Source organism: Bacillus sp. JCM 19034 (assembly GCF_001310635.1).
Taxonomy (GTDB): domain Bacteria; phylum Bacillota; class Bacilli; order Bacillales; family Bacillaceae_D; genus Halalkalibacter.
The window spans coordinates 26,581-41,152 of sequence record NZ_BAXR01000002.1 but is presented as its reverse complement, the minus strand read 5'-3'; the positions used below and the strand labels follow the sequence as shown (position 1 = coordinate 41,152).

General features: G+C 36.0%; 12 protein-coding genes and 4 pseudogenes. 3 read left to right on the top strand and 13 right to left on the bottom strand.

Features of this window, described 5'->3' with window-relative positions:
• Positions 1–4: 4 nt before the first annotated feature.
• The 12 genes and pseudogenes from JCM19034_RS23920 to JCM19034_RS03635 form a co-directional block, all read right to left on the bottom strand.
• Positions 5–355 carry a dihydrofolate reductase family protein gene (locus tag JCM19034_RS23920; RefSeq protein ID WP_062047415.1) on the bottom strand — a complete coding sequence of 117 codons (351 nt, stop codon included), beginning with the start codon at positions 353–355 and terminating at the stop codon, positions 5–7.
• On the bottom strand, positions 307–597 hold the full coding sequence (locus JCM19034_RS23915; RefSeq protein ID WP_062047412.1) for a dihydrofolate reductase family protein: 291 nt from the start codon (positions 595–597) through the stop codon (positions 307–309). Before JCM19034_RS23915 ends, JCM19034_RS23920 begins: the two co-directional genes overlap by 49 nt.
• A gap of 33 nt (positions 598–630) precedes the next feature.
• On the bottom strand, positions 631–966 hold the full coding sequence (locus tag JCM19034_RS03670) for a nuclear transport factor 2 family protein (RefSeq protein WP_156323865.1): 336 nt from the start codon (positions 964–966) through the stop codon (positions 631–633).
• A 310-nt stretch (positions 967–1,276) separates the two neighbouring features.
• Positions 1,277–1,996: a 3-ketoacyl-ACP reductase gene (locus tag JCM19034_RS03665; RefSeq protein ID WP_062047408.1), complete on the bottom strand. Its 720-nt coding sequence runs from the start codon at positions 1,994–1,996 to the stop codon at positions 1,277–1,279.
• A gap of 193 nt (positions 1,997–2,189) precedes the next feature.
• Positions 2,190–3,548, bottom strand: coding sequence for a hypothetical protein (locus tag JCM19034_RS03660; RefSeq protein ID WP_156323864.1), 1,359 nt, complete (start codon positions 3,546–3,548; stop codon positions 2,190–2,192).
• Between the two features lie 573 nt (positions 3,549–4,121).
• Positions 4,122–5,164 (bottom strand): annotated as a pseudogene (locus JCM19034_RS03655) (glycoside hydrolase family 105 protein).
• Between the two features lie 67 nt (positions 5,165–5,231).
• Positions 5,232–7,219: pseudogene (locus JCM19034_RS03650) on the bottom strand (beta-galactosidase).
• Between the two features lie 251 nt (positions 7,220–7,470).
• Positions 7,471–8,403 (bottom strand): glycoside hydrolase family 43 protein, encoded by a 933-nt coding sequence (locus JCM19034_RS03645; protein ID WP_062047405.1) that lies wholly within the window; start codon positions 8,401–8,403, stop codon positions 7,471–7,473.
• Between the two features lie 115 nt (positions 8,404–8,518).
• Positions 8,519–8,908 (bottom strand): alpha-L-rhamnosidase C-terminal domain-containing protein, encoded by a 390-nt coding sequence (locus tag JCM19034_RS22795; RefSeq protein WP_231686800.1) that lies wholly within the window; start codon positions 8,906–8,908, stop codon positions 8,519–8,521.
• A gap of 26 nt (positions 8,909–8,934) precedes the next feature.
• Complete coding sequence (locus JCM19034_RS22790) at positions 8,935–9,591, bottom strand: hypothetical protein (RefSeq protein WP_231686799.1); 657 nt, start codon at positions 9,589–9,591, stop codon at positions 8,935–8,937.
• The gene (locus JCM19034_RS22785; RefSeq protein WP_231686798.1) at positions 9,564–10,205 is read right to left on the bottom strand and encodes a hypothetical protein; all 642 of its coding nucleotides are present in this window, start codon (positions 10,203–10,205) and stop codon (positions 9,564–9,566) included. Before JCM19034_RS22785 ends, JCM19034_RS22790 begins: the two co-directional genes overlap by 28 nt.
• 846 nt (positions 10,206–11,051) lie before the next feature.
• Entirely contained in the window at positions 11,052–11,342 is a 291-nt protein-coding gene (locus tag JCM19034_RS03635) for a hypothetical protein (protein ID WP_062047403.1), read from the bottom strand.
• A gap of 726 nt (positions 11,343–12,068) precedes the next feature.
• On the opposite strand from JCM19034_RS03635, the pseudogene JCM19034_RS22780 reads away from it, so the two are divergent.
• Positions 12,069–12,428 (top strand): annotated as a pseudogene (locus tag JCM19034_RS22780) (IS110 family transposase); the annotation flags it as partial.
• Between the two features lie 390 nt (positions 12,429–12,818).
• Here the strand turns inward: JCM19034_RS22780 and JCM19034_RS03625 are convergent.
• Positions 12,819–13,312, bottom strand: a pseudogene (locus tag JCM19034_RS03625) (hypothetical protein).
• Positions 13,313–13,453: 141 nt separating this feature from the next.
• Between JCM19034_RS03625 and JCM19034_RS21525 the strand changes: the two are divergent.
• Together JCM19034_RS21525 and JCM19034_RS24365 are read left to right on the top strand one after the other, a co-directional pair.
• On the top strand, positions 13,454–13,615 hold the full coding sequence (locus JCM19034_RS21525) for a hypothetical protein (protein ID WP_156323863.1): 162 nt from the start codon (positions 13,454–13,456) through the stop codon (positions 13,613–13,615).
• Between the two features lie 442 nt (positions 13,616–14,057).
• Positions 14,058–14,549 (top strand): CBO0543 family protein, encoded by a 492-nt coding sequence (locus JCM19034_RS24365; protein WP_062047399.1) that lies wholly within the window; start codon positions 14,058–14,060, stop codon positions 14,547–14,549.
• The last annotated feature ends 23 nt before the right edge of the window (positions 14,550–14,572 follow it).

Genomic DNA, 14,572 nt, shown 5'->3' with positions numbered 1-14,572 from the left:
AATCTTACCTTTCCTCTTTAACCTGTTTCTTTCTTATCGGAGCATAGCGAAGCATCATGACAGCTTGATCAAATACCTTTGATTCCAACAGCACTAAATTTGTATTTGCTTGTAATCCAGGAAATAAACGTCGTCCATCCCCTAGTAAAATAGGATGGATATATAGGTGATATTCATCTATTAAACCTAGTGAGATAAACGTTTTAGCAAGTGTCGCACCTCCAAGTGACATATCCTTCCCAGATTGCTTTTTTAGCTTTTCAATTTCTGTTTGAACGCTATCGCGAATGAGTATACAATTTCCTTCTACATTTTTAATTGTAGTAGAAAAACAACTTTTTCGATATTGTTCCACACCTCGGAAAATTCCACTTCTTCTTTTGACGCTTCCGGGTTATCTGCTCGTTTTGACCAATAATCTCTCATATTTTCATAAGTTCTTCTTCCGTATATGTGGGTGTCAATATTATTGTCTTGGTCATTAAAATGTTGAAATAGTTCTTCACCTGGCTTTCCCCACTCGATGTCTTGATTGGGACCTTCAATATAGCCATCAAGTGAGACCATTTGCGAATAAATGACTTTGCGCTCTGTCATGCTACTCTTCTCTTACTTCTATAGCGTATGATGTCATTTTTGAATCTTGCCACCTTTGTGTTTGTTCAACTGATAAACATCACAAAATTCATATACATAAGTTGAACCCGATTGATCGGAAGTTTCCATCCTGCCATTTGCCGAAGCAATTTTCCCATGTGTGATAATATAATCAATCGTCAGCTTGTATACTTGTCCATCATCCATATCTTTCAACATATGTATCATTGCTTCTTTTCCAGAAACCGTTCGCTCTCCTACCATTTTCCAAACAACATCATCAGTCACACTATTGGCAATAACGTCTAGATTTTTTTGTGCAAATGCTTCATTAAATGTTTCAATAAATGATTGAAGTTGGGTTTTCATTTCTATCACTGATCCTTTTCTTTTTTACCAATTATAGCATTTGAACAAAGATAGATTTCTTATCAATTGCTTTATTACTATAAAAAAAGCTCTCCAGTGCTTTAAAACGCTGAAGAGACAATTTTTCATAATAAATAGGTAGAAGTTGTTATTTCCACTTAATGTTTCTTTCTCCTGATTTCATATATAATTTTAGAACGGTGGTAACAATTTGCTTCTGTAGTTCCAGCATGAACAAAAAAGAGGTAAAAGAAAAAGATGGTTATTGCGAATATTAGTAACACAATAACCATCAAAATGATTCATATATTTACGGATTAGTTGACCATAAACCTGCTGACTTGATGAATACACGTGGATGTAGCTTCAATTGAGCTACGATAAACTCTGCTAAATCCTCCGGTTGCATTACTTTCTCAGGATTGCCATCTGTCAGGTTTTCTTTATAAGCAAGCTCTGTTGCTACAGTGCTTGGCGTTAGTGCTGTTACCCTAATATTATGTTTACGAACTTCTAATGCTAGTGACTCCGTTAAACCTAACAAGCCAAACTTTGACGCACTATAAGCGCTTGTAACAGGGGCACCCTTTTGTCCAGCAGTAGAAGAGACATTGATAATATCTCCACCATTCTTTTCTATTAGCTGTGGTAAAACAGCTCTCGTCACATAATAGGCTCCGATTAAATTTACATCTATCATTGACTTCCATTCATCTGGAGAAAGCTCTAGAAATCCACCAAACTTCCCGATGCCTGCATTATTAATTAAAATATCAAAAGTTCCTAATGTATTTGATAGCTCTGCCACTGCTTTTTCTACTTCTTCTAACGAGGCTACATCTGCTGTTGCATAAGCCACGTTTACACCTAATTGTTTTAGTTCATCAGCTACTTTAATTAAATCAGTTTCTGTTCGAGCGAGCAGTCCTACATTTACACCTTCTTTAGCTAGAGCGATAGCGGTTGCTTTTCCAATCCCTTTACCACTTCCAGTAATGAGTGCTGTTTTTCCAGTAATTGATTGAGCCATCTCTACATACCTCTTTTCTCTCAAAAAATCTATTTGTGTAATACACCTTTATTATTGTACATTTGATCTTTTCTCATGTGAAGGAATTTGCCCTTGCCTCTTTCATTGCGTGATGGAAATAAACTAAGATCGTAAAAATGCTCCGCTAATCTAATTGTATTAACGGAGCATTACATCAATATCTTTTATAATATTATTGTACAAAACCACCTAGCAAATATTCATCTTGCATTAACACGTGATACGAACCAGTATCATCACGAAGAACACTAACAGTGGCTTCTGTTGTTTCTCCTTCTACAAATTCACCATTATACGCATCGATCATTAATTCAACTTGGTACTCTATCCAATTATCACCATCTACAGTACCTTGTTCGATTTCTTCAATTAGTTGATTTTCTATATCTTCCATGATTGTCGATTCTAGCATACCTGTAATCGATAATGTCACCACAAATTGTTCGTCAGATATTATTTGAGAATCAATCACTTCATAAGAAGTTTGAGAGATGGCATGCATAAAAGCATCTGTTAATTCATCAATTAACTCGTCTGAAACATACTCACCCATATTCATCTTCGTATTTTGACGATAGAACTCTACAAACATATCTCTTTGCATCTCCCCACTAGCTTGTTTTTCTTCCACCGAATGTGATCCAGCTACTTGATCACCAAAACCATCAGCATTCTGAAAAACAGTCGCTTGCACTAATGCATCTACATAATTTGCTGCCTCTTCTTGCATCTCTTCAATTTCTTCATCAGATAAATCTATAGTGACCGGAGTTGCTTCTATCTCATCTAACTCCTCTATCCCACCTAATGAACTTTCTGAAACAACAGGCATGTCAATTTCTCCAACCGAATCAAATTGAGAATAAGACGTAGTTAAATCCTCATCAAAGTAAAAGTGATCAGTGAATAACTCTTCATCATCCTCTAGATGGATTTTTATCCGGACTTTTTGTTCAAACTCCGCAACTAGATTGGACTCCTTATCAATTGTAATGACAAATTCCATATTTTCAACTTCTGCTTCTGACATTTCAACACCTTCATATACTAAGGTGATAATTTCACTAGACATTTGATCAGCTAATTGTTGCTGCTGTTCCTCATCTCCAATATACGTGATGATATAATGTTCGTCTTCAACCTCAATCTCAAACACTTCATTTACATCTTCAACATAATTGTCAAACCTCTTCAGTAATTGCTCATATTCAGCGATGACTTTGTTAATTAAAAATCCTACGGTATACTCGTCAAGTGCTTCACCATCAAGTGAACCAATAAACGTATCTTTATCCTTATAAATTTCTAAAGCATTATCATATTGTAACGAATATATGCCTTCACTCATATTCATCTCAGCAACCCAATTTAGATCAAATGAATCTGTCTGTCCTGATGTTTCTAACACCATAGAATCTACGGCTTCCTGTGCCTCTATCCCTCTTTCAAACACTTCCTCTACCGTGACCTGCTGTGAACAAGCTCCCATGAATAAAATAATAATAAATAGCCAAATCCATCTTACTTTCATCACATACTCACTCCTTTTCCTTTTGGAACAACTTACTTATATTAACATTTATAAGCTCCTTTATGTTGATGATCACGATAAACATGACTTAATGACTGTCTAAAAACTCAATCATTAGACAAATTTACCTATGTTTGTGTTCCAAAAAGAAAAAGAGCTAGTTTATGTACCATCCTGAAACTAACTCTTTTTTTCTATAGTTCTTTACCGATCCATTCGGCTTCAATCCACACACTCATAAAGAGTGCGACGACTGGCGATGATCTCGAAGCATTACGGGATATTGCATTTCAATCCACGCACTCATAAAGAGTGCGACAGCGAAATCCCTCTAATAATTAGGGAAAACGCACTAATTACTTAACAAATCATTACTTTACTTGAAATAAAGGGGCAATAGTTTTCCATATTATCACATACCATTACACGTATACACATAATTAAGTTGATTAATGGTGCGGGTCCCCTAGTGCTTTTTATGTGCACTTAGGGTTCGCACCAGCATATTACAATAACGTGACACCAAATCACTAAACTGAACTACAACATTTATCATAATTTGAATGGTTGGTTTTACATAAACTCCTGCAAATACTCTGCCAACGCCAATACAGCTAGCGATTGACCGTACGGCATCGGTGTAATTTTAATTTCCTTATAAAAATCTAGTGTATCGCCCATTCCTGTACCGACGGAAACCTTTTGCACAGCACCATCTTCAGCAATTTCATTGATAAGTCCTTGAATGGCTTTTAAGCCAACTTCCTTATAGGTCTCGGCAATATAACCTTTGTGCACTGATTTTAAAATACCGTAAGCAAATCCAGCTGTTGCGGATGCTTCTAGATAAGAAGTCTGATCGTTAATTAGCGTATGCCATAATCCACTCTTATCTTGATACTTCGCCAATGCTTCGACCTGTCGATTAAGCGTGTCGATTAGGAAGGCTCTGAAGCCATCACCTTCTTCAAGCTCTAATATTTCAATGATTTCAGGGATAGCAATTGTAATCCAGCAATTCCCTCTTGCCCATAACGCTTCCGCATAATGATGATTTTCTTCAAACGTCCAGCCGTGGAACCAAAGACCTGTTTTTCGGTCGCTTAAATACTTTATATGAATAAGAAATTGCTTTTTCGCTTCTTCGATGTAGTCCTGACGATTGAAAAGCATACCAATTTTGGCTAACGGTAATACAGTCATCATTAACGTATCGTCCCAAAGCTGATTTTTATTTTCCGGACCATAAGTCATATGCTGCAAGCCATCCTCTTTCGTTCTCGGCATGTCATTCATGACCCATTCTGACCATTCTTCTAAATGCGGAACAAGCTCCTTGTCATTTGTATCCTCATAAAGAAAAGCTAATGTTAAAATGGTGCCATCGTATTGACGTTTTTAGGAGGGACGCCTTCTGCGAACCGATCTTTAAACCAATCTGTCACAATACGTAGTGCCTTTGCATCCTTTGTTGCTCGCCAATATTTATAAATTCCATAAAGTCCGACTCCTTGTGGCCAATTCCATACTTTCCAGCTCTTATCATCCACGATTAACCCATCAAAGTTTAATAGGAACTCACCAGTATCATCATGGATCGTTGTTAAATTCGTCATTAATAGATCAATTTGTTGAATGACTTGCGTTCGGTTCATCCTTTATCATCCTTTCCCATAATGGTTACTATAAAAACGAAATAACACGGTATTCATAAGGTCCAACCTCTAATCGGTCCTCAGAAACCTTTTCTTCTGTTAAACAATCTAGTGCCTCACCTGGAATCGTCACACTCCCGCCTATTCCGTTCATATTGACAATCACCCACGTCTGATTTCCTTCTTCATCAATTCGCGGTGCGACAATCGTTCCTTCTGTTACATCCGTTCTAATACTTACTTCCGCTTCTTTTGCGTAGTGATCGATGAGCTTCATTAATAAGGCATTCCCTTTTTCTCCAACAGGTAAAGAACCTAAATGTACGATCTTTCCTTTCCCTATTTTAGATTCTGTGATAAACGCTTTGCCATCTGAATTACCGCCTTCAATTGTTCCGACAGTCGTCTTTTTATCATATTCAAATACGGTACTCCACAACCCTAAAGGGGCACTTTCTCCGAACGCTTGACCAATTGCACCTGTACCATCGAGCGGATATGTGTACAATGCTTCTACATCAGAAATTTCTTCAAGCTCTCCAAGTGCTGCATTTGTATGAATGGTATGCTCTTTCGTTCGTCCACCACTTAGAGGTCCAACAATCCACGTTCCACCTTCTTGCACAAATTCAATTGCCCTCTTCCGGTATTCATCCGAAATGTACGGTAAAAAAGGTGTAAACAGTAGCTTATATCCTTGTAAGCTAGCTTTTTCCGGTATCACATCACGATGAACCCCTAGATTGACAAACGTATGATAAAAATTCGTTACTAACCCTCTAAAATCCATTTTCTGATGGGGCTCTGTTTGAAAAAAGGCTTTTGCTTGATCAGAATATGTTATTGCGATTTCTGCTTGTAATGGCTTTGTTGCTATCATTAATGGCTCAATTCTCTTGCGCATCTCTTCGACTTCTAGCACACTTTGAAAGCCGATCGTCGGTTTTCCCCACGCACTAATGACCGATCCGTGTGGCTGTTCACAACCCGCACGCTGCTGTCTCCATAGCCAGTAACAAAATGCCTCCCCGCCTAGGGCATATGCAGCAGCGGCTTCTGCTCGTAAATAACCATTAACATGTGGGGGTGCATAGCTTTCAAGAGAAGCAGCATAGGATGTACTCGTTTCCATAATCCAAAAATCGCGACCCTTTTTAAAATTACGCCAGAGGTCACAGTTCATTAAATACGACGCACGGTTTTCTTGCGTTGCATACGTATCAAAGGAAGCAAAGTCAAGTTGTTCAAATAGCCGTTCATTGTCTACCGAAAACGGAATATTACTATTGTGCGTAATCGGTGCATCTGAATATTGACGAATGATCTCAGCTTGACTATCGGAAAACTCTGCTATCTTCTCCATTGAGAACTGACGATACATCGTGCTTAACGATGAGTTATGTAAAAATGGAGCCGGACCTGGTTGCGGAACTTGATCGAAGGAATGGTAATACTCACTCCAAATCTTCGTTCCCCACGCTTCATTTAATTGTTCTATCGTTCCATAACGTTCCTCTAACCATTGATGCCATAACCCCCGACATGTTTCACACATACACTCACTAACATGGCATTTAAACTCGTTATCAATTTGCCAGCCGATTACCCCTGGTAGTAATCCGACTGCTTTGGCAATATGCTCTGTAACCTCACTCGCTTTTTTGCGAAAATAAGGATGGTTCGTGCATGCATGCTGACGTGAGCCGTGTCCCATCACCTTTCCATCTCGGTTTACATACATTCGTTCAGGATGATTATGAGTAAACCAAATAGGTGGAGTTGGTGTTGGAGTACACATCACCGTCTCGATACCGTTCTCATAGAGCTTGTTAATGATCTCTACGAAAAAGCTAATATCAATTTCCCCTTCTTCTGGCTCCATCGTATGCCAAGCAAATTCACCAATTCGTACGACATTAATACCTGCTTTCTTCATTAACTCAATATCTTCTCTAATCACCTTCTCATCCCACAGCTCAGGATAATAGCTGCCCCATGATATAACTTATTTGCCACCTTAACCACTCCATCCGTTGTTCGTTATAATTGTGAATACCCTTACATAATGAATTGACCCTCAAAGACCTTTAACTTATATGTGTATACGCTTACCTTTTCTTTTAGTACTAAGTAAACGTAAACTTCGATTTGATAGTTTTTAAGATTAACAACGTTTTCATTACTTCCTGTAGCCTTCCGTATCTTTAAAAAGATTATCATATGATGTCCATCGTGTCTAATTAGTAAGCGTTAAACGTTCTAGACCTTTAAATACCATACCTTTCAACTAACCCATCATATTCGTCCTTCGTGATAGGCATTACACCACCATGTTTTGAATCAACGGGTATATCTAATCCTTCTTCCCTTTTCGTAAATTGTCCAGTTTGAAGGTCAGTAGTATAGTATGGGAAATACTTTTTCTCCACCGAATAATGATCTAACAAAAGGCACCACTTATCTTCGTTTTTTAACTTAAAGCATGCAGGCCCCTCTACTCCATAAACGTCTTTTAAATTCGTATCAATTGCGGTAAACTCCCCGAGCAAAGAGTTAGAAACTTCAACAGTAATGCTCTTAACCGTCTCATCCTTCGAAAAGCGATAGAACAGGCCACCTTCTTCAATTATCGTCGTGTCAATAATATGATTGTCTCGTTCAATATATATTTCTGATTTTGTAAATGATTTAAAGTCATTCGTTTTCGCGTAATAGATTCGTTGCTTTTCTTTGCCAAACTGTTCTCTTGATGCCCAGAATACGAGAAAATCTCCATTCTCTTTATCATATATTGCTTCTGGTGCCCAAACACAGCCTGCTGTCTCTGGTCCAACCTTCACTAATCGTTGATCTGACCAATCAACTAAATTATTTGATTCCCAAACGACGATATGCTGACTACCTGACCTTTGCACTTCTTCCCAGTCTTTCCGGTAATGCATCGATAAATCAGTTCCGATCAAATAGAATTTCTGTTCCTTAGGAGAACGTATAATAAAAGGATCCCTTACTCCCTTATCTCCTAACGTTGATCTAAGTACAGGCTTCTTATCATGTAACGTTTGCCATGTGATTCCATCCTTACTAACAGAAAAATAGACTTGCTCTGAATCAGAGCTGCCCACTTCTTGATGAATAAAATGGACAAATAAATAGGCTTCGTATTCTTTGGGCTCTTTTACTTGATTCGTCCGCGTCACTTCACAGTCCTCCCCATTACAATATAGTAGTTGCCTTAATTAAAACGTTATCATTATTTATATTGCGAAACAAGATGAAAATCTTAATATAAATGTAAAAATAGAAAGTTACACATTAACCCTTTATGATTATTTCCTTTGGTGCTTCGATTGTAGAAGATACTTTTCCTTCTGTATTCTTTTCATGTCTAATGAAGATTTCACCATATGGAGTAGGATATTTCCCTTCAACCCAATCTAAATCACCTAATTGCGGTTTAATTCGAATAACCTTACAACCTGCTTCCATAATCTCAACCCCTAGCACATAGCGTGATAACCAAGCAGTTGGTCCAGATGCCCAGCCGTGACACAAACTATGGCGGTACCCATTATAACAATAATCACCATATGTTCCATGAACATCGACTTTATTTAGCGGTGTTAATTCATCAATCCTAGAAGCGTTTTGTAACCAATCAATATTGAAGTCTTCCCAGAAAGTCGTTGCACCTAAGTCAAGCATTCCTCCCCAATATTCACGGATACAATCTAAGCTGCCTTGTATATCTCCCGCCTTGGCTCTCGCTTGTAACATGTAATATCCGTAAAAGGTTGAAACCCTTTTGAGCCTCCTACTGCAAGCACATTTTCATTTGCCTCCTTGGCATTCATGTATTGGGTAAGTGCTAATAACGCCGCTGCTTGCTTACTATTAAAATGATCTGGCTGATAGTTTCGTAGCCTTTGCTCATAGTGATCACAACGCTCTGCAGCAGCTATTTCCCCTAAATACTCACATAAAGCTTTTCCTTTTGTAATTGCCCATGTAAAAAGAGCATGGATACCAGCCTTAACGCCCTCCTTATTCTCGCTAGATGGCCAATCTAAAAAAGGATTAGGTGCTGTATTTGTTCCATCTTGTTGGATACAGTCTCCAATTTGATCAAGCAACGAAAGCAAGTAGTCTTTTTGCTCGTGTAAATAATCTAAATTACCATTTTGCATATACCAATCATGTTGGATAATAATCCACCATGCTGAATAGCTTGGAAACGTATTCATCCAATTCGGCAACTCTGTCCGGTCTCGTACAAAATCTAAGCTCCGTGCAACTATATCATCGTGACCAAAAACCGCTTGAATCGTCTGTACCTCTGGATGCATATCCCCGACCCAAATCATGCGATCTCTTTGATCCCGTCCCATAAATAATCTTGCATATTTAAATAAACGGTATAGGCTCCTGTATGCCAAATTTCATTTATTAATGGATCGCTGCATTTAAATGCTCCTTTATACTCAATACCCCGATGTACGAAAATAGCACGTATCGTATTGACTTGCATCATACAATGTTCCTCAAGTAAATCAATTCGAACAAAGCGAAATCCTGTATTACCAACCTCAGTCGTCCCCATGAAGCTTACATTTAAAATTTGATCTCGCATCGCATGATCATTCGTAGCATTCGTCTCTCCGCCAATTTCACTCATAGCCTCCATTGCTGACTCTCCGAATCGGATCCGCATCTTTGCTGTTTTTATGATTTTATTATCACGTACACAATTCCAAATCGACAATTGAATCCCGCCATGCAGTTCAACGCCAAAGTCTAATAGGATACTAGCTGGCTTTCCTTCGTTAAATAGTAAGACAGGTTCTCCTGGATTAATAAGTACTTGACTATCACGGGTTTCAAGTAATAGGTGTTCATTTTCAATTTTTGATGAATCATTTTCCGATTTCCATATTATTTTTGAAGGTATGACATATTCTCTTAATCTCGGCTCTTTCAATGAATTGTTACGATGGTTAACCATTTGAATCCTCCTTATGTAAAGTGACAATATAGTTATTTAATTATACAACCTCAATCAAGTATAACCCATACTAAATTTAGTACAGGCTTAAAATAGTTGTTTAAATTTCTATTGTTGATGATAAACTTTTATTGCAGAGTATGGTTGAACTGTTCAGTATTACTTTTATTTTTTCACATAAAAATAATTCTTTTTCGGTAAACTATTTAATAAAAAGGATGGTTTAAATCAATTGTTAATAAAAACAAATTTCTCCTTTTAGTGGTTTTGCTTTCGTTGTTCTCTATACCATTCTTAGGTTTAAAAACAATAAAAAGGTATATCCCTTCCGTAACATTTATATCACTAGTTGTCGCTATAGAATTTTTGATTGCCGAAAAAAGAAAATGGTATAGATTTCATTACAATATTCCCCCTAATGCTTTAGCAGCCTTCCCATTAATTAAATTTTTTCTGGATCTCTTTGGATATTAAAATACACATTTGGGAACTTCATACTGTATTTATTAATAAATTGTAGATAGTCTATTTACTTTTTTATTATTAGATTGGCTTAAGAAAATCGTTTATCTGTCTGTAGTAAATATGTCAAAAGTAAAAATCTTGCTACTATTCTTAGTAGAAGCTATTCTGCTTTACGTCTTCCAAGTATCAGTTGAGAAAATCACTAAATCAATAAAACCTACACCCATCTAAGAGCGAGTTGCACTTGCTCTTGTTTGCTTCACAGTTTTCTTCTACAAAGATATAAAACTGGCATTTTTGCTATCTTTACTTACGTTGAGTACGAAGGAAAATCATTCTGTAGATAAGCTCCCGTTGTTAAATAAGAAATTCAACAGTTTTTCATAAATCGAAAAATGTAATTATGCCCCAAACAAACAAACAGATAAATATTATTAAGAATACAATGTCTTTGATGTTTCTCTTTGTATTATAAAAAAGGAGCTTACAGACCGAGTAAATTACGCCTAAAACCGTTACTGTAAATACAACAATAAATCCAATCATTTTATCAGTTCCATTAACTTGTATTAAGAATACAAAAGTAGTAAATAATATAGCTAATATCTTTTTAGTTTTTGCGTATTTACTATCATTGAAAATAACATCTTTAAGTTGTCCGTTTTCTCCCATACAGTCCCCCTCTAATTCTTTAACATGTTTTGTTCATTCACCATAATAAACCAATCCTCTTATTAAAGATTACTGATCGTTAGTTTCCGTAATGCTTTACACCTATTTAGATATGATTTGAAGCACTACATACTAATGTGTGCCAAGTGATTTAAATCCATTGTAACAGATAATATATTCAATATTCTTTTAATTAATTGTATAATAGCAATACCGATGTACCTTTGACTTAAACGTGAGATTACTAATTTAGTGGAACCCTATCGTTAGTTTGAGGACATTGTTTTTTTATGGTTAGAAGTGATGTAAAATTATGTTGTGCAGTGACCTTTATAGTGATTCCGACTTACTGGATTGGGGCTATAAATTAGACCTCTAATATTGATGTGAGGCACTCCACTTATAATAAAACGGCACTGCACGCCAATTTAATAGTCAAAATTAATTCCTGTATTTTTACAGGATTTTTTATTTTCTAAGGAGGAATTTGAGATTTTATGTCGTATTTTTAATTTTGTTTAAAAGACTATATTGGAGAAAACCAAAAACAATATAATATAAAGCAGTTGAAACTCTACCGTTGGTTGGAGCTAGGAAACTAGACTTTTGTGTTAAATATGAGATTTAATATCTGGCGATATAATCCTGACATACTACATTGGGCACAAAGCTCCCACGGAAACTTGGATTGTCAGATATGTCATACTGCGACTGGGAGGAGAAATGATGAACACTACCATTACTCCATTTAGTTATGGAAATGACACTCATAACAGCCGTAAAGGACAGCGTAACTTTTATTAGTTTTTTGTCGGTATTGATATTGGAGCGAGCTTTCACGTTGCATCCTGTATTCCGTTTGATGCATTCTTAGATCCTAAAGGAATTGCTTGGAAACGGACAAAGACAATGAAGTTCAACGCTGATAGTTCTGGAATCGCTGAGTTTTTAGCAGCTCTTGAAAAAATTGAAATTCAATGTTCACTTACCAAAAAAGACTTTTTAATACTATTAGAACCCACAGGCGGACATTATTCTTACCTGGTACAACAAGTTCTATTAAACGAGGACTATGATTTATTTCAAAACTAATAAATTGAAAAAAATGTCGAAACACAAAAACCCTAAGTGCTTTAAAAGACCAAAAACCGCCTAATTATTTGTAAAACTTCAGGCGGTTTTGAACTTATAAAATACATTATTTTTTTCAAGCACTACACTACATTTAAGTGAAAAACTTCACAATATCAAAAATCTCCATACTAAAATCATACCAGATAACGAATTCCTGTTCATATTTTCACATTTATGTAAATCTTTATTGCGCAGTATTTAGTCTACTGTTCAATATAGAAAAAGCGAAAATCTTTATTCAGCTATTATGCTCATAAAATTAGTATAGCGATTTATTACCCACGATAGTGAGTAACGGAAGAGTTGGTCACATTTCTGGCCATCTCTTCCTTGTTAATAATATTAATTCGTTTGTTTATCAAACTTTCGCTTCGGCTTAAATCCTTCTTCAAGTAAATATTGCTTCGCTTCATTATACGATGGAAACGTTCCGTCTAGTTGTTCACCTGCATAGACGTTCCACATGTCATCTTCAAGAATAATAGTAAGCTTATGCCCTTCTTTGTCCATCCAGATTTCATCAAAATTTTGAAGAGTTTCCTCTACTTCTCTAACTGCGTTTGATTGCAGAGAGTTAATTGAGCGTTCAATGATCGAACGTAATTCTTCTTCCGAAAAATCACGGATATTAACCATCCCTTTAGGATCTTTTTTCGGCACTTTAAGTGTTGCAGCATAAACAAACCCATTGCCGTTTGGATGCAGATGGTATACGACATTTTTTTATCACTGGCGCCTCCCAAATAATGAAAATTAACACGATTTAGCGATACATCGTGGCGTTCTAATTCTGGGAAAGACTCGATAATTGCAAGTTTTTGTTCGAATGTAAGCATAGTTCCTCCAAATGATTCTAATTTAAAAATTAATTATACCATTAGTAGATATTAACAAAAAATACACTTACTTGTGCATTCCATTAATTTCCAGATGTGTTTAGTAGTGGCTGCTCACGAAAGAAATGGAGTTATGAAACGATGGCTTTTTATTGGTATTCAATACCAACACAAATGGGAGTACGGATTTTCCCTTTAATTAAACCAACGTTTCTTCTTTATGTATTACCTGGGATTGTCGAAAGTATTTATTTCGTAATAACTTTACAACACTTCGAACTATTTTTAACAACTTTTTTGTAACCAAATAAAAAAGTCAAACTAACAATTCCTTCATTATTTCACAGTTTTCTTAATCTCATGATCAAAAAAAGCCTTACTATCAGCACCTCTTTTATAATAAAAGTTTAACTTTATTGCGTAGCATTTAGTCTACTACGTAATATAAGTTATTCATCAATCTGATCCGATTATTTAAGAATATGAATGTCATATTTAAAGAACTTTATTATAAATTATACAATTTTATCATCTCAGTACTCCTTATTCGTTTATAAACTTTGTTGTATCATACCACTTCCACATAAGAACTCAATGAGATTAAGGAAAAAGGATGAGGTTTACAATACTAAAATTGCAAGTTTTGTGCGATTATTCTATTTATAGCTAAAACTGTAAGGATGAATATTCCTTTGCAGATTGGACAATTTATAAGCAGGAAATTTCATTTATAAAAGGAGTTCATATGAAGAAAAATCAGTCAAAGGATTACACCGCTTTAGTCATTGTTTGGTTAGCTACAATTATCTGTTTATTCATATTTGTCCCTCGTGCGAAAATTAGAGAGGCAAGCTTAATTTTCCTCTTTAAACAACTATTAACGTGGTCTTTGGGACTAATCGTTGTCAATTTAGGCCTCATACGATACCCCAATAGATTCTTTAAAAATGTCAACGGGAGCAGCTTTACATTCGAGTATTTTGTATTTCCTAGCATTTGTGTATTTTTCAATTTATACTATCCAACAAAAAGGAAATTTCCAATCAGATTTCTTTATTACTGGCTTTACTCAGGTATTCTGACAGGAATTGAAGTACTTTTTGAAAAGTTTACTTCTCTTATTCAGTATAGAAAATGGCGATGGTACCATTCCTTTATTTCTTTCGGCATTACTTTTTATTTATCGAGAGTTTATTATCAATGGTTTTATAAAAAAACAAACCCCTTTAGTATTTAAACATAACTAGTTGGACTTATGAA

Coding starts and splice junctions, on each gene's coding strand:
- JCM19034_RS21525 (WP_156323863.1), top strand. CDS start 13,454: ATGGCTTTTTATTGGTATTCAATACCAACACAAATGGGAGTACGGATT.
- JCM19034_RS03665 (WP_062047408.1), bottom strand. CDS start 1,996: ATGGCTCAATCAATTACTGGAAAAACAGCACTCATTACTGGAAGTGGT.
- JCM19034_RS22790 (WP_231686799.1), bottom strand. CDS start 9,591: ATGGGACGGGATCAAAGAGATCGCATGATTTGGGTCGGGGATATGCAT.
- JCM19034_RS03635 (WP_062047403.1), bottom strand. CDS start 11,342: ATGGGAGAAAACGGACAACTTAAAGATGTTATTTTCAATGATAGTAAA.
- JCM19034_RS24365 (WP_062047399.1), top strand. CDS start 14,058: ATGAAGAAAAATCAGTCAAAGGATTACACCGCTTTAGTCATTGTTTGG.
- JCM19034_RS23915 (WP_062047412.1), bottom strand. CDS start 597: ATGACAGAGCGCAAAGTCATTTATTCGCAAATGGTCTCACTTGATGGC.
- JCM19034_RS03670 (WP_156323865.1), bottom strand. CDS start 966: ATGAAAACCCAACTTCAATCATTTATTGAAACATTTAATGAAGCATTT.
- JCM19034_RS22785 (WP_231686798.1), bottom strand. CDS start 10,205: ATGGTTAACCATCGTAACAATTCATTGAAAGAGCCGAGATTAAGAGAA.
- JCM19034_RS22795 (WP_231686800.1), bottom strand. CDS start 8,908: ATGCTTGACTTAGGTGCAACGACTTTCTGGGAAGACTTCAATATTGAT.
- JCM19034_RS03660 (WP_156323864.1), bottom strand. CDS start 3,548: ATGAAAGTAAGATGGATTTGGCTATTTATTATTATTTTATTCATGGGA.